Origin of the sequence: Paracoccus aerodenitrificans, from assembly GCF_027913215.1 — a bacterium.
GTDB lineage: Bacteria > Pseudomonadota > Alphaproteobacteria > Rhodobacterales > Rhodobacteraceae > Paracoccus > Paracoccus aerodenitrificans.
In genome coordinates this window covers 1,397,831-1,417,031 of sequence record NZ_CP115784.1, presented here as the reverse complement: position 1 = coordinate 1,417,031, position 19,201 = coordinate 1,397,831, and the positions used below count along the sequence as shown (strand labels likewise).

Below are 19,201 nucleotides of genomic sequence, written 5' to 3'. Positions count from 1 at the left end.
GCGCGTTTCAGACCTGACGCAGCGCAATCACCGCATTCAGCCCGCCAAATGCGAAAGCGTTCGATAACACCGCTGTCACCTTCGTCTCCCGCGCCTCATTCGGGACCACATCCAACGCGCATTCCGGATCGGGCTCTTCATAGCCGATCGTCGGCGCGATAACACCTTCGCGCAGCGCCATCACGCAGGCAAGCAACTCTACCGCGCCGGTCCCCCCGATGACGTGGCCATGCATCGATTTGGTCGAAGAGATCATCAGCCGGTCGGCATGATGCCCGAATGCATGCGCCACAGCGGCGCATTCGGTCTTGTCGTTCGCCGCCGTTCCTGTCCCATGCGCATTGATATAGCCGATATCCTCCGGGTTCAGCCCGGCATCTTTCATCGCACCGGTAATTGCACGTTCCGCGCCCTGCGCCGAAGGCATCACGATATCCTGCGCGTCGGAGGACATGGCGAAACCGACCACTTCGGCCAGAATATCCGCACCACGGGCGCGGGCATGTTCGTAATCCTCGAAGACGAAGACACCTGCGCCCTCACCCTGAACCATCCCGTTCCGGTTGGCGCTGAACGGACGGCAGGCATCGCGCGACATGACGCGCAGTCCTTCCCACGCCTTCACACCACCAAAACACAACATCGCCTCGGACCCGCCGGTCAGCATCACCGACGCCGCGCCCGAGCGGACCATCTGGAAGGCAAGCCCCATCGCATGGTTGGAGCTTGCGCAGGCGGTTGCGACGGTGAAAGCCGGGCCGCGCAGTTCAAACTCCATCGAGACATGGCTGGCGGCGGCGTTGTTCATCAGCTTGGGAACGACGAAAGGATGAACGCGGTTCTTCTTTTCTTCATAGACCACCCGGTAGTTTTCATCCCAGGTATTCAGCCCGCCGCCTGCCGTGCCCAGAATCACACCCGAACGCAGCCCGAGTTCGCCTGAAAACTGCAAGCCGGACTGACCCACCGCCTCTTTCGCGGCCAGCAGGGTGAACTGGGTGAACTTGTCGTAAAGCAGAATCTGCTGACGGTTGAACCAGTTTTCCGGCTGCCAGTCATGGATCTGGCCGCCGATCTGGATCGCCAGCCGGTCCACATCCCGGAAATCGAGCTGAGTGATTCCGCAGCGCCCCTCACGAAACGCCTCGAGCGTTGTCGGCACATCCAGACCCAACGCATTGACCGTCCCCATGCCCGTGATGACCACGCGCCTTGGGCCGCCACTGGTATAATGCGCCGCAGAGGATGGCTTCGTCCTGGCTTTGCCGTCTGTGCTCTTGCTGTCTTTGGACTTGTCGTCCCGGGTCTTCTTCGCACTCATGCCTTTTCGGCCACCAGTTTTTCGACCGAGGCGATAATGCTGCCCATGCTGGAAATGTCGAATTCCGATTCTTCGGGTTCATTCGCATTGAACGGTATGGTGATATCGAATTCGGATTCGAGGGCGAAAATCGATTCGACCAGCCCGAGACTGTCGATGCCGAGATCTTCAGGGCTGGACTGGTCGGTAACTTCCGACACATCCAGCATGGCCTGCTCGGCGATGATTTCACGAATGCGATTGCGAATTTCGGTCATGTGATCCTCCGATCAGGTCTTGTCCAGCAAGTCTGTAACAGTTTTCTGAAGCTTTGCGACCTTTTCAGCCAGACGCGGAAGCCTGCGGGTGGCGCGGTCCATTTCCATTCTGGTCGTCATCTCCACGGCCGGATTGCCCAGAAGAACCCGCCCTGACTGGACCCGGCTGAAAATCTTCGTCGCACCGCCGGCGATCACATCGTCACCGATGGTAATATTGTCCGAGACGCCGCATTGCCCCGCCAGAACGACCCGGTTCCCGACAATCGACGATCCGGCCACACCGACCTGACCGCAAATCAGGCAATCCTCACCAATCACGACGTTGTGACCAATATGTACGAGATTGTCCAGCTTCGTCCCCCGCCCGATCCGGGTCGAGCGGATCGTGCCGCGATCAATGGCAGTCGCAGCACCGATCTCGACATCGTCGCCAATTTCGACAGCGCCCAGAGAATGAATCCGCTCCCATTTCTGATCCCGGAATTCTTCTCTTTTTCCAAGAGTTCTGCGAATTTCCTCAACGCCCGATTCGTCCGGCGTCACGAATGAGAAACCGTCAGAGCCGATAACCGCCGCAGCCTGCACGATCACGCGATTGCCCATGACCACGCCATGCTGGATGCGCACGCCTGCGTGGATCAGCGCATCGTCACCGATCCGCGTGCCTTTCCCGACCGAAACATGAGAAGCGATCCGGGCGCGTTCGCCGATCACGACATCCGCACCGATCACCACGAAAGGGCCAATCGCGGCATCTGCGCCGATCTTCGTCGATGGGTCGATAATCGCAGATGGGTGAATGCCCGGCGCGATATCCGGCCCGGGATCGAAATTCCGGGTCAGCCCGGCCATCAGCAGGCGCGGGCGCGGGGCAAAGATCGCGGCGGCCAGACCATAGGAGTCCGGGTCCATCCCCTCGGCCAGAATGGCAGCCGATCCCGGCGACAAGGCTTCCGCATATTTCGGCGACATGGCCAGGGCGATCTGCCCCGGAGCGCACCGCGAGGGTTCCGCCGCTCCGCCGACACGCATATCGAGATCGCCCCAGGCAGGGGCATCCAGCGATCTGGCGAGCTCTCTGATCGTGATCTGCATCGCGATCTCCTTTCGCGGAGTCATCTAGACATCCGGGGCCCTCAGCGCCAGCCCTTCCGGCAATTTGTCCGACGGCACGGATCAGCTTCCCGCCGCTGCCGCTTTCTGCATCGCGGCCCAAAGCGGCCCATCGCGTCCATAAATATCGCGATAATTGAGCAACTGACCATCCGGTCCGGGGATCGAGGTGAAATAAACCAGATGCACGGGGATCGTATCATCCAGCTTCAGCCATTTTTCCTCACCCGTGTCCAGCATACGCTGAAACAGCGCCTGAGGATTATCCGAATTGCCCCGCAGAAGCTCATAAGCAAGATCGAAAGGCCGTGCGACGCGGATACAGCCATGCGACGCAGCCCGGTTCGAGTTTCCGAAAAGCCCCTTTGACGGGGTGTCATGCAGATAAATATTCCACTTATTCGGAAACAGGAATTTCACCAGCCCGAGCGCATTATCGGGCGAGGGTTTCTGGCGCAGGAAATACGGGAAGTTGCGGTCGCTGTATTGGCTGAAATCTATATTCTCGCGCGGGATGACCCGGCCCCGCCGGTCCACGACATCCAGATGCGACACGGCATAGCGGTTCGCACGCAGCCTCGGCAAATAGGATTCCGCTGCAATCGAACGCGGCACGTTCCAGCTTGGATTCGGCACGACGAATTCCATCCGGTCACTGAATTCCGGCGTCTGCCAGTCAGGATCGGATTCGCCGACGACAACGCGAGTGGTGAAGGTGGCGCGGCCATCTTCACGGATCTCTGCCATATAGCTGGGAATATTCACCCAGATCATCCGCGTATTCAGATCGTGGCCGTTCAGCCACCGCAACCGCTCCATCGCGATCATCAGACGGCGGGTCTGCGGGCCGGTGCTGGTACCGTTCAGTTGTCCGATCGTCTTGGGCCCGGCAATGCCGTCAACCGGCAACCCTGCCGCTTTCTGATACTCTGCAACGGTCTGGCGCAGATTTTCGTCGAAAACCTGTTCATCCTCTGGTGGCGTTTCCGGCGCAAAACCGATCGCCTGTAACCGCGTGCGCAGATCACGGACGCCCTGCCCCTGACTTCCGGGTCTATAAAGTCCTTCGCTGACCATCGGCGTCCCTGCCGGAGCGATCAGCCGCGCCTGCCCGGCAAGCATCTCCATAAGCTGAAGATAGGCCGGGTCCTGAGGCGGCAACTCCGCAAGCGCCGCGGCAGGATCTCCTGTTGTCATCTCGACAAGCAGGGCTTCCATATCGACGGGAATAACCTCCCGCTTGTTCATCGCAGCCGTCCCGGCAGGATCGACAAGCCCGTTCGAGACGTCATTCGCCCAACGTGACAGAAGACGCGCGAAACTGACCTCGGACGCGACATCCATCGCATCCCCTGACAGATTCAGCCCTGCCGTCGCATAACGATCCGGCGGCAAGCCGTGATCGGGCGCGGTCGAAACGGCCTCAATCAACGCGTTGCGACGAGACTCGGCCCCGGGTCCGGTGAAAACCGGTTTCAGATCATGCGCACCGTAAAACGCCGCCAGTCCCGGATCGGATGCAACCGTCTGGGCAAGCTGCATCTCGAATGCAGAGAATTCCAGCTTCGGCGCCGGAAAAGCCTGTGCAGCCGCAGGCAGAATCGCTGCCAATACGGCCATTCCTGCGAATCGCCGCAGATGATTCGCTAACTCGTTCACGTTTTGACCTCTGCTCGGGTTTTCGTGACAATCTGCCAGCCCCCCGGGCTTGCGTCCAGACTGGCTGCGGTAACGGACGGCATTCGCCGAACTGACTGGTTTTTACGTTGCTTCATGACAACACACCGGCGGATTTCCGCCCAATTTAGCGGCAATCCGCCTTGAATGGAACGAATTGCTTTCGGCACAGGGTGGGTTGGTGACATAGTTTTTACGAGTTCCCGGTTAAGAACGAGGAACGTGCCACCAAACGTGGTGAGTTAAGAAAAGCAGGACAGGCGATCTGAAATGACATTTGACATCACCCGCCGCGGCATCATGGGTATTTTTGCCGCAACAACCGTTGCTGCTGCTCCGGTCGCAAGCAACGCTTTCGGAATCCTGCGCCGCTCGGGCGACTACCGGCGCATCAGCATGTACTCGCCCAGAACGGGCGAAAGCATCGACACCGTATACTGGATCGATGGCAAGTATATCCGCGACGCGCTGAACGAAATTAACTATTTCATGCGTGACTGGCGTACGGGCGAGGCTATCGGCATCGATCCCCGCACGGTCGATATTGCAACAGCCGCGCATCGCATGCTGCAAACCAACGAACCCTATATGATGCTGTCGGGTTACCGCTCTCCCAAGACCAACGCGATGCTTCGTGCGCGTTCGTCGGGTGTTGCGCGTAATTCGCTGCATATGAAGGGCCAGGCTGCGGATCTGCGTCTGAAATCGCGCTCGGTCAACCAGATGTACCAGGCGGCTCAGGCCTGCCGTGGTGGCGGTGTCGGCAAATACTCGCGCTCGAACTTCGTCCATATGGATTGCGGCCCGATCCGTAGCTGGGGCGCCTGAGTTCTTTAGAATGCAAAATCGCCCGCCTGCCCGGTGGGCTGTTTGCGTATCGGACCGGGTCGGCGTGAAGCTGATTGATCCGCCTTGTTTGCGGAGGCTCAGCTTTTAGCTTCCGAATAAACTGACACGCTTAGTTTTCTGCCGCCTTCCGTTCGGCGATTTCGTCGATCACGTCGCGCCAGAAACCCGCTTCCTGCGCCCCCGGGATCACATGGCTGTTCCCGAGAACAAATGTCGGCACCGCACGCACGCCGCGCTCTCGCGCATGAGCCTCACGGGTCAGGACTTCCTCACGATCTGCATCCGTTCCAAGAAGCCGCCGGACCATTTCCGAATTCATCCCCGCCCCCTCGGCGATCTGAGCCAGAACGCCGTGATCCGCAATATTGCGGCCCTCGCGCCAATGGACCCGCATCAAGCCTGACATGACGCGGCTTTGCGCCGCCTCGATCCCGGCCCAATGCAACAGGCGGAAAGCATCCAGAGTCGGCGGAACACGCTCAATCGCGGCCATGTTCACCCATAGGCCAAGCCGCTCGGCCGCGCGGAGCACGGGTTCATTCGCTTCGATAATACCGGCCTCGCCCCCGAATTTCGCCTTCATGTAAGCGACGTGATCCATGCCCGAGGGAGGAAGATCGGGATTCAGCCGAAACGGATGCCAGACCAGTTCCAGATCATGGTCGGGACGCGATTCCATCGCCAGATCCAGCTCGGCCTTCGCGATCAGGCACCACGGGCAAGTCGGATCGGCAAAAATATCGAGCGTGGTCATGGCATCTCCGGTCGCGGCAGAGGGAATAATTGGCCCGCTTACCCGTCACTAAGGCGCAATGCAATGCTGGGGCCGTTTCACATAAGATCCCAGCTATGCTGCATCGCATCGAGATCGGTGTTCAGAAGCGTCACGCTGCCGCTTTCTTCACCATCCGACCATTCGGCAACCAGATGCGCACCCTGCTGAGCCCAGTCAGGCTGCATATTCTGCGAAAAAATCAACAGATCCTCGGCGGGGTCGAAATCGGTGATGCGATCATGCCCGGCGGACACAATAAAGCGATCCGCCCCCTTCGCCCCCTTCAGCACATCATCGCCCGCGCCGCCATCCAGCGTGTCATCGCCATAACCGCCATGCAGCCCGTCAGTGCCATTGCCGCCCTCGACACGGTCGTCACCCGGCCCGGCCCAGATGGAATCGCGCCCATCCCCGGCCTTCAGAATATCCTGGCCGGGACCGCCGAATAAGGTATCGCTGCCGCTATTGCCCATGACCCGATCATTTCCGGCCGCGCCCACAACCCTGTCATTGCCCGCGCCGCCGAAAAGCAGGTCATTCCCGCCATTGCCGACCACCTCGTCATCACCGGCATGACCATCGACCGTATCACTCCCGTCGCCGCCAAAACCGCGATCGGCTCCATCGTTCAGAGCCAGCAAATCATCGCCGCGCTGACCATGCAGAGTGTCGTCTCCGCGCCCGCCGAAAAGCCGGTCAAGCCCATCGCCGCCAAGTACCCAATCCTCGCCATCCTCACCATAGCCCTGATCGTCATCCGACCCGAGAGAAATTGAATCGTCCCGCCAGCTTCCCCGGACAAGATCGTTTCCCGCGCATGTCAGCACCTCGTGAATCGTGCCGCCCATCGTGATTTCATCCGCGGCACCATAGGTAATCACACGCTCAACCCCATTGGCCAGAAACATATGCTGCCCATCCGCAGACCGGATATGACCGATCCCGGAATCCTCCAATTCAATCACGGTTTCGCCCTCACGGCGATTGACGATCAGCGTATCGCGCCCGTCACCAGCCTGCATTTCAAGGTGGTATTTACCATTATAGACATAGCGATCATGCCCATCCCCGCCCTGCCACGGCATCGTGTCCAGAGGGTGCCGGACAAGATCGAACAGGGCCGAACCAAGCTCTGCCGAGAACTCATCGGTGTAATGCCGCATATCGCTGCGAAACATGTCTTCGGTTTCGTATCCGCGCAGCGTCCCGAACCGATCCGGATCCAGCCCGACAAGCGTCGAAACCTCTGACGAAAGCTTGAACTGACCCTCCCGCACCCTGTCCCAGCTTTCAACGATCCGGGTTTCATCGCCCCGCAGCGCCGTGATTTCGCCCGACAGCGCCGAAACCGCCATGCGGTGATCGCCGAAACGGTCCAGAAACGCCTGATGCAGATCCATCAGCCGATCGGCATATTCGCGGGATGCGCCATCGAAGCGGGCATCCGTTTCGCCCTGAATCCAGATCACCCCGGCCAGCCTGCCTTCCCCCTCAAGCGAGGTCAGGGTATCGTCAATCTTGGCAAAAAGCTGGTCCAGCAGCTCACCATCATCCGCCCGGTCCGCCGCTGACCAGTCGCCATTGCCATGCACGTCCAGATAGGGGCTGAGCGAGCTTCCATTGACCGCATGATGTACCAGCACCCCGCCCGAATCGCGTATATTCGCGGCCAATGCCGCGATCATGGATTCGTTGTTGGCGTTGGACTGCCCGGCAAGAACAAATATCGGTGTCGTCGTCATCACATCCGGCCTTACTGTCATTGACAGGATTCTGGACGGCAAATACGAATAACCGGTTTCCAATGAGCATTAGATTGCAAACTCAGTTAAAGACACACGGGCCCGAATGACTGCAGAAGGTAAGCTGGTATTTGCGGGCGAACATGTCCGCGCTGTTCATTACGGAGAGACCGAGCGGATCTGTGTCAAGCTGGATCATGGCCGGAGGCGGCGGAAAACATTCCCGGATCAGGCTCCGAACAAGCGTCTGGCAGAGCAGGGAATCGGCACGCTTTCCATCGTTCTGGCGCAGGATAGCTGGTTTCTCACACCCGAAAATCAGGACCTTCGCGCCGCGCTGCATGATCTTTGCTGCGTTGCGAGGGATGTAAGAACGGTTGCGTTTTCAATGGGCGGGTATGGTGCGGTGCTGCTGTCGAAAGCGCTGCATCTGCGTCATGCTTTGCTGTTCTCGCCCCAATATTCGATCTTTCCGTCCCGCGCACCGTGGGATGCGCGACGCAATCGGATCTCGCGGCAATTCGAGGAGGTCTGGGACGATCTGGACACGGAAATCGCTCCGGATCTGCAAGGCGCTATTCTTTTCGATCCGAGATTGCGCAGCGATGTGCTTCACGCGCGGAGCCTTGGCGCTGTAGCATCAGGGTTACGCGGCGTAGCGGTGCCGTTCGGGGGGCATCCGGCGCATAAGCGGCTGGTGACAGCCGGAAGTTTCTGGAAGATCGGCGCAGAACTGTTCAAGCAGGATGATCTTGCGATCTGGGCGCATAAGTTCCGACGCGAACAACGCGAGGAATCGCTGTTCTATCTGAAAGGCATGGCCGCCTATCTGGACACGCGCGAGGCGCGGCAGAAGGAAGGGACCTGAGCGATCCCTTCCGAAGCAGTCATCAGATCAGTTTCAGATCCGAAGCGGATTCGCGACCGTCGCGGCCCGCCTGAAGCTCATAGCTGATTTTCTGGTTGTCCTGCAGCCCGGTCAGACCTGCACGTTCCACAGCGGAAATATGGACGAAAACGTCCTTCCCGCCCGTATCGGGTGCGATAAAGCCGTAGCCTTTTGTGGTGTTGAACCATTTAACGGTGCCAGTGGCCATTCCGTTCTCTCCTTCAAGTTTCCCTGCCGCTTCATTGCGACCGGGCCGTGCAGCCCTTTCGATAGTCCGGCTGCCCCGTGAAGGGAGGCGGTAGAAAGTAACGCTCACGCGGTTAACACCATGAAGCAGCAGCGGCGAAACGCAAGCCAGAATCACCCTCGACTGTATCGTGGGTGTCAAACTTTAGTGACATCGGCAAGATTCAGCCCATATCAGGCGGCGTTGCCTCAGCTTCAAGTCTTGTGAGCACATCAGCCAATGCCAGGGTCTCACTTCCCTGGCTATCGAGCCTGCGCATTGATACCGAGCGACTTTCTACTTCTTTCATCCCGATTGCAAGTATTACGGGAACCTTTGAAACCGAATGCTCGCGGACTTTATAGTTGATCTTTTCGTTACGTGTATCCGCCTCGGCCCGGACCCCTACCGCCTGCAAGGCGCCGACAACTTCGCGCACATACTCATCCGCATCCGACACAATCGATGCGACGACAACCTGACGCGGTGCCAGCCAGAAAGGCAGCTTACCGGCGAAGTTCTCGATCAGGATCCCGATGAACCGCTCGAACGACCCCAGAGTCGCCCGGTGCAGCATGACCGGACGCTGTTTCGAGCCATCCGCCGCAACATATTCCGCATCCAGCCGTTCCGGCAGCACGAAATCCACCTGATGCGTGCCGCATTGCCAATCCCGCCCGATGGCGTCGGTCAGCACGAATTCCAGCTTGGGGCCGTAAAACGCGCCCTCGCCCGGATTGATCTCTGGCTCGATCCCGGCAGCGCGGGTCGCCGAAAGCAGCGCGGATTCGGCCTTGTCCCAGACCTCATCGCTGCCTGCGCGTTCCTCAGGGCGCGTCGCGAATTTGACCCGGAAACTGTCGAAACCGAGATCGCGGTAAACCGCCGAGAGGAAGTCGATGAAACGCTTGGTTTCCTCTTCGATCTGATCCTCGGTGCAGAAAATATGAGCGTCGTCCTGCGTGAAACCGCGCACCCGCATGATGCCATGCAGCGCACCCGAGGGCTCATAGCGGTTGCAGGACCCGAACTCGGCCATGCGCAGCGGCAGGTCGCGATAGGATTTCAGTCCGACATTGAAAATCTGCACATGGCAGGGGCAGTTCATCGGCTTCAGAGCGTTGACCGTCTTGGTCTTTGCATGTTCCTCATCGACCTCGACGATGAACATATGGTCCTGATAATTCTGCCAGTGGCCAGAATCTTCCCATAATTTGCGGCTGACGACCTGAGGCGTGTTCACCTCGACATAGCCGCCAGCCCGCTGACGGCGACGCATGTAATCCTGCAGTGTCGTATAGATATTCCAGCCATTCGGGTGCCAGAAGACCTGGCCCGGAGCCTCTTCCTGCATATGGAACAGATCCATCTCGCGGCCCAGCTTGCGGTGATCGCGCTTCGCGGCCTCTTCCAGCATGTGCAGATGGGCCTTCAGATCGTCCTTGTTGCGGAAGGCCACGCCATAGATGCGCTGCAACATCGGACGGCTGGAATCGCCAAGCCAATAGGCCCCGGCGACATGGGTCAGCTTGAACGCATCGGCAGGGATCTGGCCGGTATGCTGCAAATGAGGCCCGCGGCACAGATCCTGCCAGTCGCCATGCCAGTACATGCGCACATCCTCGTCCTTAGGGATGCGGTCAATCAGTTCCAGCTTGAAGGGTTCGTTCTGCGCCTTGTAGTGATCGACGGCACGCTGACGGTCCCAGATTTCGGTACGCACCGGATCGCGGGCGGCGATGATCTGCTTCATCTTCGCCTCGATCTGGCCGAGATCCTCGGGCGTGAAGGGTTCGGCGCGGTCGAAATCGTAGAACCAGCCATAATCGCGGACCGGGCCGATGGTCACCTTCACATCCGGCCAGATTTCCTGCACGGCACGGGCCATGACATGGGCCAGATCATGGCGGATCAGTTCAAGCGCAGGCGCGTCATCCTTCATCGTATTGATGGCGATGGCGCCGCTGTCATGGATCGGCCAGGCAAGGTCGATATGCCGCCCGTCAAGGCTTGCCGAAATCGCCTTCTTGGCAAGGCTTGGGGCGATAGAGGCCGCGACCTCGGCGGCAGTCACGCCTGCCGGATAGTCGCGCGAATTGCCATCGGGAAATGTCAGGGAAATCTGGCTCATGGCCGTCTCCTCGTCGGTTTGGCGCCCACGGAACGCCCGGTTGCGGGTATGTCCCGGTTCAGATGCAGCCGGATCGCCCTGATGTCAACCGCTTACGGCTCGGGATCGTCGGCAATCGCCGCGATCTGGGCGGCATAGCGGCGCTCAGCCTCGGCCTGAGCCTCGGCAACGCCCGGCAGGGACAGAAGCCGCGCCATTTCAGCCTCGGTTTCCTCGCCATAGAAATCCAGAATGCGCGTATCGCGGACCGAGGCGCCCGCAAAGCGTGTCCAGTACTCCTCATCGTGACGGATCAGCGAGGGTTCCCCCAGCTTGACTGCCCCCCTGCCTCTTGCCCGGCGCAGCATATAGGAATCGATCGATTTGATCGGATAGTGGTTATACCAGGCGATGTCATGCGTCATCCGGTCGGGCTTGAAAAAACGCAGATGATTCCAGGGCATACCGTCATTCGGTACAATTCCTGTTTCGGCATTGCCGCGCATATAGCAGATATCCCGGTCGGCACTGAACTTCACCGGATGATGATTATGCATCCCCTGCCACAGATCGTGACCGCGACTGAGGCTTTTCACCGGGCCATTGGCGCGGTTACGGACCGGCAGGCGACGGGTGAACTGGCTGGCGACGCGGCCCGGCTGCCAGTCGGGCGAGTCACCCGTGCCGAAATTCATCGGGTTCAGCGTGATCAGGTCGATTTCGGGCCCTGCAAGTGCCGTCAGATCCGCGACGCGCCTGTCGCCACGGTCGATCATCAGGAACTCGTCAGCATCCAGAACCATGATCCAGTCGGCGGATTGAATATCGTATGCGCGCCGGATCCGCCGATAGCCCTTGTGCTGCGGCACTTCTCCGGGTTTGGGCTTGCTGCGCGTATGGGTCACGACGCCATGTGCGGCGAGCGCATCCAGCAAAAGATCCGAGCCGTCGCTGCAGTCATTGCTTGCGAAATGATGCGCATCGAAGCCGAGAACCCGGTGATGGGCCACGAATTCCAGAAGGAACGGCCCCTCATCCTTGACCGAGCTGAGCAAGATATGCCGCATATTCTGTATCCGTTCCGGTTTCCGTCCGCCAAGTTATCCCGCCGGTGCGACCTGCGCGGAACTGCAGGCTGCGTCCGGTCTGTGCAAGCCCGCGATTTCCCCGCCGCCTTGCCGATCCAGGATCATGGGTATATGGCCTACCTATCCTGAACAAGGTTTCCAGAATGCAAACGCCGGAAAAGATCACACCCGCGCCCGCCGCGGCGCGGACGCTTTCACTGCCGGAATTCGTCTCGATGCTGGCGGTTCTCTTTGCAACGGTCGCATTTTCCATCGACGCCATGCTGCCGGCCCTTTCCGATATCGCGGACGAGCTGTCTCCGGGCGATCCGAACCGTGCACAGCTTGTGCTGATGAGCTTCATGGCCGGGATGGGCGTTGGCACCGCGATGGCCGGGCCAGTCTCGGATGCAATCGGGCGCAAGCGGGCGATCATGCTGGGATCGGCGCTGTATATCGTCGCCGCTGCCGGAGCGATCTTTGCCGACAGCCTGACCATCCTGCTGGTGCTGCGCTTTCTGCAGGGAATGGGCGCATCGGGTCCGCGCATCGCTGGAACCGCGCTGATCCGCGATCTGTATGCAGGTCGCGAAATGGCCCGGATCACCAGTTTCGTGATGATGATCTTTATTATGATCCCGGCACTCGCCCCGGCGCTTGGCGAGGTGATCATCAATCTCTCGGGAAGCTGGCGCGGCGTGTTTGCGGCATTTATCGCCTTCGGCCTGATCGGTGTGACCTGGGTCGGCCTACGCCAGCCCGAAACCCTCCCGCCCGAGCGCCGGATTCCGCTGAGCCCGGCACGGCTGGCGGCTTCGGCGCGGGAGGTTCTTTCGAACCGGCAGGTCATGCTGTGCACGCTGATCCTGACGCTTGGCTTCGCGCAGATGTTTTCGCTTCTCTCCAGCTCCGAGCAGCTTTTCGGAATTACATATGATCGCGCCGACAGTTTCACGAAATGGTTCGCGGTGATGGCGCTGCTGTCAGGGGCGGGCACCATCGCAAATGCCCGTTACGTGATGCGCTTCGGAATGCGCCGCATTGCGCGGTCGGCCTATGCGATGCAGGTGGTCTCGGCCACTCTGGCGCTGATGCTGGTGGCCTCGGGCGCTTTGCAGGGGGATGCGGCGTTTTACGGTTTCTTCATCTGGGCAGTCAGCCTGTTCTTCATGGCCGGGGTAACATTCGGCAATCTGAACGCTCTCGCGATGCAGAACATGCCGCATGTGGCCGGCATGACCGCCAGTATCGTCGCTGCGCTGTCATCCCTGGGTGCGGTCGCCATCGCAACCCCTGTCGGTCTGGCATATGACGGCACACCCACGCCGATGATGCTGGCGGCGCTGATCTGCTCGGGTCTGGCCTGGGTTCTGATGGGGTGGCTGCGCGACTAGCTTACGCGAAGCGTTCGGCGTGAGTGTGGATTTCCGCCCGCTCCGATGAGCGGGCACGCGCGGCAAGGCCGATCCCGGCGGCATCGGCGGCAGCAACCGCGGCGGAACTGGGCGCCGCCAGAGCGATAAGCACCGGAGCACCGAGCGTCGCGCATTTCTGCACCAGATCGACCGAGACCCGGCTGGTTATCACCACCGCACCTTTCCCGATCACATCGCCATGCCCGCCCCGGATCAGCACTCCGGCCAGCTTATCGAGCGCGTTATGCCTGCCGACATCCTCTCGCAGCGCGACAAGCCCATGTCCCGGCACGAAAAACCCCGCCGCATGGCTTGCCCCGGTGGCGTCGCGCAGCGCCTGCCCCTGATCCATCGCAGCGACGGCCTTGTCCAGATCCGCGCCCGAGATCACGCAATCCCCGGTTACCGGCGGCAGAGCCCTCATCGCCGCCTCGATCGTTTCCACCCCGCAGAGACCGCAGCCAACCGGCCCGACCGTGCTGCGCCTGCGCTCAAGGAAACGGTGGCCCGCCTCGGGGCGCAACCAGATCCGCAGATCTATGCCGCCCGCGACCGGCTCGGGCAGGATGTCGTCGATCTCATCGGGACGGGCGATGCCTTCGGTCAGGGAAAACCCCATTCCGAAATCCTCAAGATCGGCGGGGCTGCCCATCAGCACCGCATGGGTCGTGCCGTCATAGGTCACCGCGATGGCGGTTTCTTCGGCCAGAGCCACCGCGATTTCCGTCCCATCGGCCAGACGCCACGCTTTGCCGGTGACAATACTCACATCTCCGCTCCTTCAGCCATGCCGGGACTGAACCGCGCCCGCGCCTTGCGGTCAAGGGCGCTTTCCCGCCCGCCACGATCCGGCCTATCGGGAACCCATCTTCCAGACCCGCGTTTCATTGAGAGCCGGAGTTTTGCTATCCAACCGCAAAGGATCAGAGATGCGTATCGCCGTCGCCTCATTGCTGCTTTCCACACTGGCCCTGCCGATATGGGCCGATGTGTCCCCGTTTCCCATCGAGGACGCGCCGCCGCAGTCAGGATCTGAAGCGGTGACCGGTGAGGCACCGGAGCCAGCAGCGACTTCTCCTGTTGCGGTCCCCGATGTGGTTCAGGCGAATGTGACCGAAGAATCCGATCCCGCCATACCGGCCACCGTTTCCAATGCGGAAGGCGACGCGGCGCTGATGGACACGGTCGCACCCCTGCCCGCTGCCGGATCGCAGCCGGAAGATGCCGAGGCGGTCAGTATCCGCGACGAACCCACGACTGACGGCCAGCCGGAAGCTGCTGCGGCAAATCAGGATCAGGCGGCGTCGCAGCCAGAGGAGGCAGCGCAGGACGGCACGCAAGCCGATGCAGGATCTTCGGGATCGGTGGCGGTGCCTGCCACGCAGCCCTCTGCGGCTGAGGAAGGGACTTCTGCCCAAAACGCCGGCACGACCGGCTGGACCGGCGGCACCGGAGGGTCACAGATCGGCACGACACCGGCAGGCGCTCTGCCGCAATCCCGGACCTGGCAACCGCCAGTGGCATCCGGCCTTGCGCTGCGGGGCGAACCGCGCAGCTAGCCTATCCGGCGAACAAATCGCTTCTATGCGAATTAACCCGCCGCAAATCGCCCTTGCGAAGCGTCAGCCCGTAACGGTCGAAGAAATCGAGGATCTGGATCGCCACTTTGCGCCCGTTCTGCAACCTGTCGCGGAAGGCGGGTGCAGCGAACCAGCCATCCTCTGACTCGTTCGAAAGCTCGCGGAGGATCGAGGCCATTTCGATTGTTGTCCCGCGCAGGAAGAAATGATCCCGCGCGATCTCATCCACACGACCAAGCCGTGAGGCGAGTTTCAGCATGCGCCGGATTTCGCGCTCATCCATCTTCAGATCTCCGGCGAAATCGCGCACACGCGGCGGGCGGAACCTTGCATCGCCGCCAAGCTGCGGGGCGATGCTGGCATAGATCTCCTCATCCTGCTCGCTCATCCGGGCGATATAGTCCGGCAGGCGCACCATCCCGCTTTCCAGCACGATCCGGCCATCATCCACGGCTTTCCGAAGCAGCGCGGTGAAAGCATTTTTCGGCAGGCGCGGTTGCAGGGAAAGCCGCAAGGCCTCACGCGGCATGCCCTGTTGATCGGGGTTTTCCGCATGGAACGCCGCCAGAATATCGGCGATCTGCCCGCTCAGCGAAGCAAGCGTTTCGTGGCTGATCGCGATGCGTGGTTCCGCGCCGAGGATCACATGCTCGCTCCCGATCCCCGTATCCGGTCGGATGCTGCGATCGCGCAGGAAACCGTCCAGATCCATGAAATGCGGCGGCACCGCCAGAACCTCACGCAAGGCCGTGTCCGCATCCGCGATGCTCAGCGCCGCCAGAAGATTGCGCCGATCCTCTGTGGCACGTTTCCGCGCGGGTGGCCTAAGATCCAGAAGACGACCGCCGCCAAGCGTGCGGCTGGCCGAGGGATCGCGCAGGATAAACGCCTCATGCCAGTTCAGCGCAAGGGGCCGGTCGAGCACGATCTGCACCAGTTCGGCCCCGTCCTGCCGCCCCTCCAGAGAGACCAGCCGCGCCTCGGCATCGGCGGCCCCGGCATGGAACCGCGCCCGCGCACCGCTGGCAAAGGGTTTTGCATCGATCCATCGCAGCACCCCATCCACGCGGTCGGTCGGAGCGTGAAGGCCAGGCGTCAGAACCACATCGCCACGGCTGATCTGATCCTTGCCGATCCCCGCCAGATTCAGCGCAACCCGCGCACCTGCCCCGGCGCAATCCGCCTTGCGGTCCTGCGCCCGGATCCCGCGCACCCGTGCAGGCAGCCCCGAGGGAGACAGAAGGACCTCATCCCCGATCTTCACGGCGCCCGAAACCAGCATCCCGGTCACGACCGTGCCAGCCCCTTCCAGCGTAAAGCTGCGATCGACGATCAGCCGCATCAGCCCCGCATCGCTTCGCGCCGCCATCTGACCGGCCATCCCGGACAAAACCAAACGCAGCGCGTCAATACCCTGTCCGGTGACGGCAGAGGCGGCAATCACCGGCGCACCGCGCATCGGCGTATCGTCCAGCTTGGCCTCGATTTCGCTGCGCAACGCGCTCAGCCGGGTCTGGTCGGCAAGGTCCGATTTACTGATGACGACAACCGCATGACGCACCGCAAGCAGCGACAGGATTTCCAGATGCTCGCTTGTCTGCGGCATGATCCCGTCATCGGCGGCGATCACGATCATGGCGGCATCGATCCCGCCCGCGCCCGAGATCATGTTATGGATCAGCCGCTCATGCCCCGGCATATCGACAAAGCCGGTCACCGAGCCGTCGCCGAGATCGGCATAGGCGAAGCCCAGATCGATGGTAATGCCGCGCTTCTTTTCTTCGGCAAGCCGGTCGGCATCCGTCCCGGTCAGCGCCTTCACCAGAGCCGTCTTGCCGTGGTCGATATGACCCGCCGTCCCGACGATCAATGCGACAGCCCCTCAAGCGCCGTCAGCAGATCGCCGTCCTTGCGCAGCGCCCTCAGATCAAGGATCAGCGCACCGTCCGAGATCCGCGCGATCACCGGCACGGCCAGATCGCGGAGCTTCGCGGCCAGTTCCACGAGACCGGCCCTGCCCGTGCCGGTCAGCGCAAGCCCGGCGCTTGGCAGCGTATCGGTCGGCAGCGCACCAGAACCGACCTGACTTTCGCAATCGCAGACCGCGACCCGGAAACCAAGCGGCGAGATACGCTCTGCCACGCGGTCGCACAGCCGGGTCGCCTGCGCCGTGATGTCGTCGCGCTGCCGGGACAGCATGCGCAGCGTCGGCAGGCGCAGGATCAGCCGGTCGGGATCGAGATACAGCTTCAGCACAGCCGACAGCGCCGCGATCCGGATCTTGTCCAGACGCATGGCGCGTTTCATCGGGTTGCGGTTGATCTGCGCGATCAGATCCGCGCTGCCGACTATGAATCCGGCCTGAGGACCGCCAAGCAGCTTATCCCCCGAAAACGTGACCAGATCGGCCCCCGCCGAGACCGCCTGCTCCACAGTCGGTTCCTGCCGCAGCCCGAAACGCGACATATCGATCAGGCTGCCAGAGCCCAGATCGTTCATCAGCGGCACACCCGCCTCATGCGCGATCCCGGCCAGTTCCTCGGCCCCGACCTCGCGCGTGAAGCCCTCGATCCGGTAATTCGAGCAATGCACCTTCAGCACGATGCCGGTTTCCGGCCCGATTGCGGCGCGGTAATCTTTCGGATGTGTGCGGTTCGTGGTGCCGATCTCTACCAGCTTCGCTCCGGCGCGGGCCATGATATCGGGGATGCGGAACGCTCCGCCAATCTCGATCAGCTCTCCGCGCGAGACGACCGCCTCGCGCCCCGAGGCAAAGCTGTTCAGCGATAAAAGCACCGCAGCGGCATTGTTATTGACGATGGTGGCGTCCGCCGCCCCGGTCAGATCGCGCAGAATCCCGCGCAGATGATCGTCACGCTCACCGCGTCCGCCCGAGATCAGATCATATTCAAGCGCCACGGCAGAGCGCATCGCATCTGCGGCCGCCTGAACGGCCTCTTCCGGCAGCAGGGCGCGGCCGAGATTGGTGTGCAGGATCGTCCCCGTCAGATTGAGGCAGGGCCGCAGCGGATCGGGCCGGTCCAGATCCGCCGCCGCCGCTGCCAGAACCGCCTGCGCCGGATCGCCGGGCATCGCCGCTCCGGCAAGCACGCTTTGACGCAGCGCATCCACCGCCGCCCGGATCGCGCCGGTGACCTGCTGCCGTCCATGCACCGAAATCAGCGCCGCGCTTTCCTCCGTCGCAAGCACCCGGTCCACAGAGGGCAGGTTACGCAGGGCGGCGCTCAATACCCGATCAGAAACGGGTTGAAGCCGCCCCTGTCCCACTCGGTTTCGCGCATCAGCGCATCCAGCCCGAGACTGGCAATATCATCCGCCACCGGCTCCAGCCCGGTATCGCGGTTCTGATAGAGGATCTTCACCCAGGACTGGCATTCATTGCAGATCTCGGCCTTGATCACCGCATCGCCCGAGCCGTCATCGACCGCGCGATAGCCGATCCCCTTGGTCGAGCCGCAGCACAGGCATTTGACCCGGACCTCGTTCCATTGCGTCGCGCATCCCGCGCAGCAGGCATAGCGTGCGCCCTCAAGATGTTGCGTCGCGGTGACCAGAGAACTGACCGGCCTTCCGCCACAGGAGGGGCAGGTTCCGACGCGGACCGGAACAAGCTGATCCGCATCCAGCAGAGCCGCCAGCCGAGCTGCCGCAAGCTGAAACGCGGCGGCAGCGAAAGCGGCAGGGGCGGCAAATCCGTCCGGTACATGATCCGATGCCAGTTCGGCCAGCAATGCCTGCCGGTCATCAGCGGGCGCATCGCGCAGCGATTGCAATGCGGCGCGGGCAGGCTCGGGCATGTCGATGCCTGCGGCACGCTCCAGCAGCGCATCCATGACCTGCGCCATATCCTTTGACGCGATCAGCGTCGCGCGGTCGATGGGCGGCATGCGGTAACTGCGGTTTCTGGCGATGGTTTCCGCGCTGACAGGCGCGGGGGTCGGAAGTTCCGCCGCGAGTGCCACCTGCACATCGCAGATATCGGCCAGAAACAGCAGATACGGCGCAAGTTGCGATCCGCCTGCAAGATGGCGGAAACGCTGTGCACGCCGGGCGAAAACCACCTGAGGGTCGGGCATCCGCGCAAATTCGGGCGAGGCAACGCCGCCGATCACGGAGGGGTCGGGACTGGGACTCATGAAACTCCTGCTCACTGACG

Annotated in this window: 17 protein-coding genes; 4 read left to right on the top strand and 13 right to left on the bottom strand. The window is 61.5% G+C overall.

Translation table 11 applies throughout. The features are described 5' to 3' along the window. Positions 1 to 7: 7 nt before the first annotated feature. The 4 genes from PAE61_RS08430 to PAE61_RS08415 form a co-directional block, all read right to left on the bottom strand. Positions 8 to 1,321, bottom strand: coding sequence for a beta-ketoacyl-[acyl-carrier-protein] synthase family protein (locus PAE61_RS08430; protein WP_271114870.1), 1,314 nt, complete (start codon positions 1,319 to 1,321; stop codon positions 8 to 10). Beyond that, complete coding sequence (locus tag PAE61_RS08425; RefSeq protein ID WP_271114869.1) at positions 1,318 to 1,578, bottom strand: acyl carrier protein; 261 nt, start codon at positions 1,576 to 1,578, stop codon at positions 1,318 to 1,320. The genes PAE61_RS08430 and PAE61_RS08425 overlap by 4 nt, the downstream gene beginning before the upstream one ends. A 12-nt stretch (positions 1,579 to 1,590) precedes the next feature. Further along, complete coding sequence (locus PAE61_RS08420) at positions 1,591 to 2,676, bottom strand: UDP-3-O-(3-hydroxymyristoyl)glucosamine N-acyltransferase (protein WP_271114868.1); 1,086 nt, start codon at positions 2,674 to 2,676, stop codon at positions 1,591 to 1,593. 81 nt (positions 2,677 to 2,757) lie between these two features. Then, positions 2,758 to 4,314, bottom strand: a complete 1,557-nt coding sequence (locus PAE61_RS08415; RefSeq protein ID WP_271114867.1) for a L,D-transpeptidase family protein — start codon at positions 4,312 to 4,314, stop codon at positions 2,758 to 2,760. A gap of 327 nt (positions 4,315 to 4,641) precedes the next feature. On the opposite strand from PAE61_RS08415, the gene mepK reads away from it, so the two are divergent. Further along, on the top strand, positions 4,642 to 5,199 hold the full coding sequence (gene mepK / locus PAE61_RS08410; protein WP_271114866.1) for a peptidoglycan L,D-endopeptidase MepK: 558 nt from the start codon (positions 4,642 to 4,644) through the stop codon (positions 5,197 to 5,199). A 130-nt stretch (positions 5,200 to 5,329) separates the two neighbouring features. Here mepK and PAE61_RS08405 read toward each other — a convergent pair whose 3' ends face one another. Together PAE61_RS08405 and PAE61_RS08400 are read right to left on the bottom strand one after the other, a co-directional pair. After that, positions 5,330 to 5,974 (bottom strand): DsbA family oxidoreductase, encoded by a 645-nt coding sequence (locus tag PAE61_RS08405; protein WP_271114865.1) that lies wholly within the window; start codon positions 5,972 to 5,974, stop codon positions 5,330 to 5,332. A gap of 77 nt (positions 5,975 to 6,051) precedes the next feature. Then, complete coding sequence (locus PAE61_RS08400) at positions 6,052 to 7,758, bottom strand: calcium-binding protein (RefSeq protein WP_271114864.1); 1,707 nt, start codon at positions 7,756 to 7,758, stop codon at positions 6,052 to 6,054. An 85-nt stretch (positions 7,759 to 7,843) separates the two neighbouring features. On the opposite strand from PAE61_RS08400, the gene PAE61_RS08395 reads away from it, so the two are divergent. Then, positions 7,844 to 8,605, top strand: a complete 762-nt coding sequence (locus tag PAE61_RS08395) for an alpha/beta hydrolase (protein ID WP_271114863.1) — start codon at positions 7,844 to 7,846, stop codon at positions 8,603 to 8,605. Positions 8,606 to 8,627: 22 nt separating this feature from the next. Here the strand turns inward: PAE61_RS08395 and PAE61_RS08390 are convergent, their stop codons facing one another. The 3 genes from PAE61_RS08390 to PAE61_RS08380 form a co-directional block, all read right to left on the bottom strand. Further along, on the bottom strand, positions 8,628 to 8,834 hold the full coding sequence (locus PAE61_RS08390) for a cold-shock protein (RefSeq protein ID WP_271114862.1): 207 nt from the start codon (positions 8,832 to 8,834) through the stop codon (positions 8,628 to 8,630). A 202-nt stretch (positions 8,835 to 9,036) separates the two neighbouring features. Then, entirely contained in the window at positions 9,037 to 10,983 is a 1,947-nt protein-coding gene (thrS, locus tag PAE61_RS08385) for a threonine--tRNA ligase (protein ID WP_271114861.1), read from the bottom strand. 92 nt (positions 10,984 to 11,075) lie between these two features. Then, positions 11,076 to 12,029, bottom strand: coding sequence for a glycosyltransferase family 2 protein (locus PAE61_RS08380; protein ID WP_271114860.1), 954 nt, complete (start codon positions 12,027 to 12,029; stop codon positions 11,076 to 11,078). 164 nt (positions 12,030 to 12,193) lie between these two features. Between PAE61_RS08380 and PAE61_RS08375 the strand changes: the two genes are divergently transcribed. Beyond that, a complete protein-coding gene (locus tag PAE61_RS08375) occupies positions 12,194 to 13,423 on the top strand; it encodes a multidrug effflux MFS transporter (RefSeq protein WP_271114859.1) in 1,230 nt (409 codons plus the stop codon). Between the two features lies 1 nt (position 13,424). On the opposite strand, the gene fdhD is transcribed toward PAE61_RS08375, so the two are convergent. Beyond that, on the bottom strand, positions 13,425 to 14,213 hold the full coding sequence (gene fdhD / locus PAE61_RS08370) for a formate dehydrogenase accessory sulfurtransferase FdhD (RefSeq protein ID WP_271114858.1): 789 nt from the start codon (positions 14,211 to 14,213) through the stop codon (positions 13,425 to 13,427). Between the two features lie 160 nt (positions 14,214 to 14,373). On the opposite strand from fdhD, the gene PAE61_RS08365 reads away from it, so the two are divergent. After that, complete coding sequence (locus tag PAE61_RS08365; RefSeq protein ID WP_271114857.1) at positions 14,374 to 15,003, top strand: hypothetical protein; 630 nt, start codon at positions 14,374 to 14,376, stop codon at positions 15,001 to 15,003. A 1-nt stretch (position 15,004) separates the two neighbouring features. On the opposite strand, the gene selB is transcribed toward PAE61_RS08365, so the two are convergent. From selB to fdhE, 3 genes are read right to left on the bottom strand one after another with little or no spacing between them, the layout of a single operon-like run. Further along, positions 15,005 to 16,894, bottom strand: a complete 1,890-nt coding sequence (selB, locus tag PAE61_RS08360; RefSeq protein ID WP_271114856.1) for a selenocysteine-specific translation elongation factor — start codon at positions 16,892 to 16,894, stop codon at positions 15,005 to 15,007. Continuing rightward, a complete protein-coding gene (selA, locus tag PAE61_RS08355; RefSeq protein ID WP_271114855.1) occupies positions 16,891 to 18,273 on the bottom strand; it encodes an L-seryl-tRNA(Sec) selenium transferase in 1,383 nt (460 codons plus the stop codon). The genes selB and selA overlap by 4 nt, the downstream gene beginning before the upstream one ends. Further along, positions 18,270 to 19,181: a formate dehydrogenase accessory protein FdhE gene (fdhE, locus tag PAE61_RS08350; RefSeq protein ID WP_271114854.1), complete on the bottom strand. Its 912-nt coding sequence runs from the start codon at positions 19,179 to 19,181 to the stop codon at positions 18,270 to 18,272. The genes selA and fdhE overlap by 4 nt, the downstream gene beginning before the upstream one ends. Positions 19,182 to 19,201 lie beyond the last annotated feature (20 nt).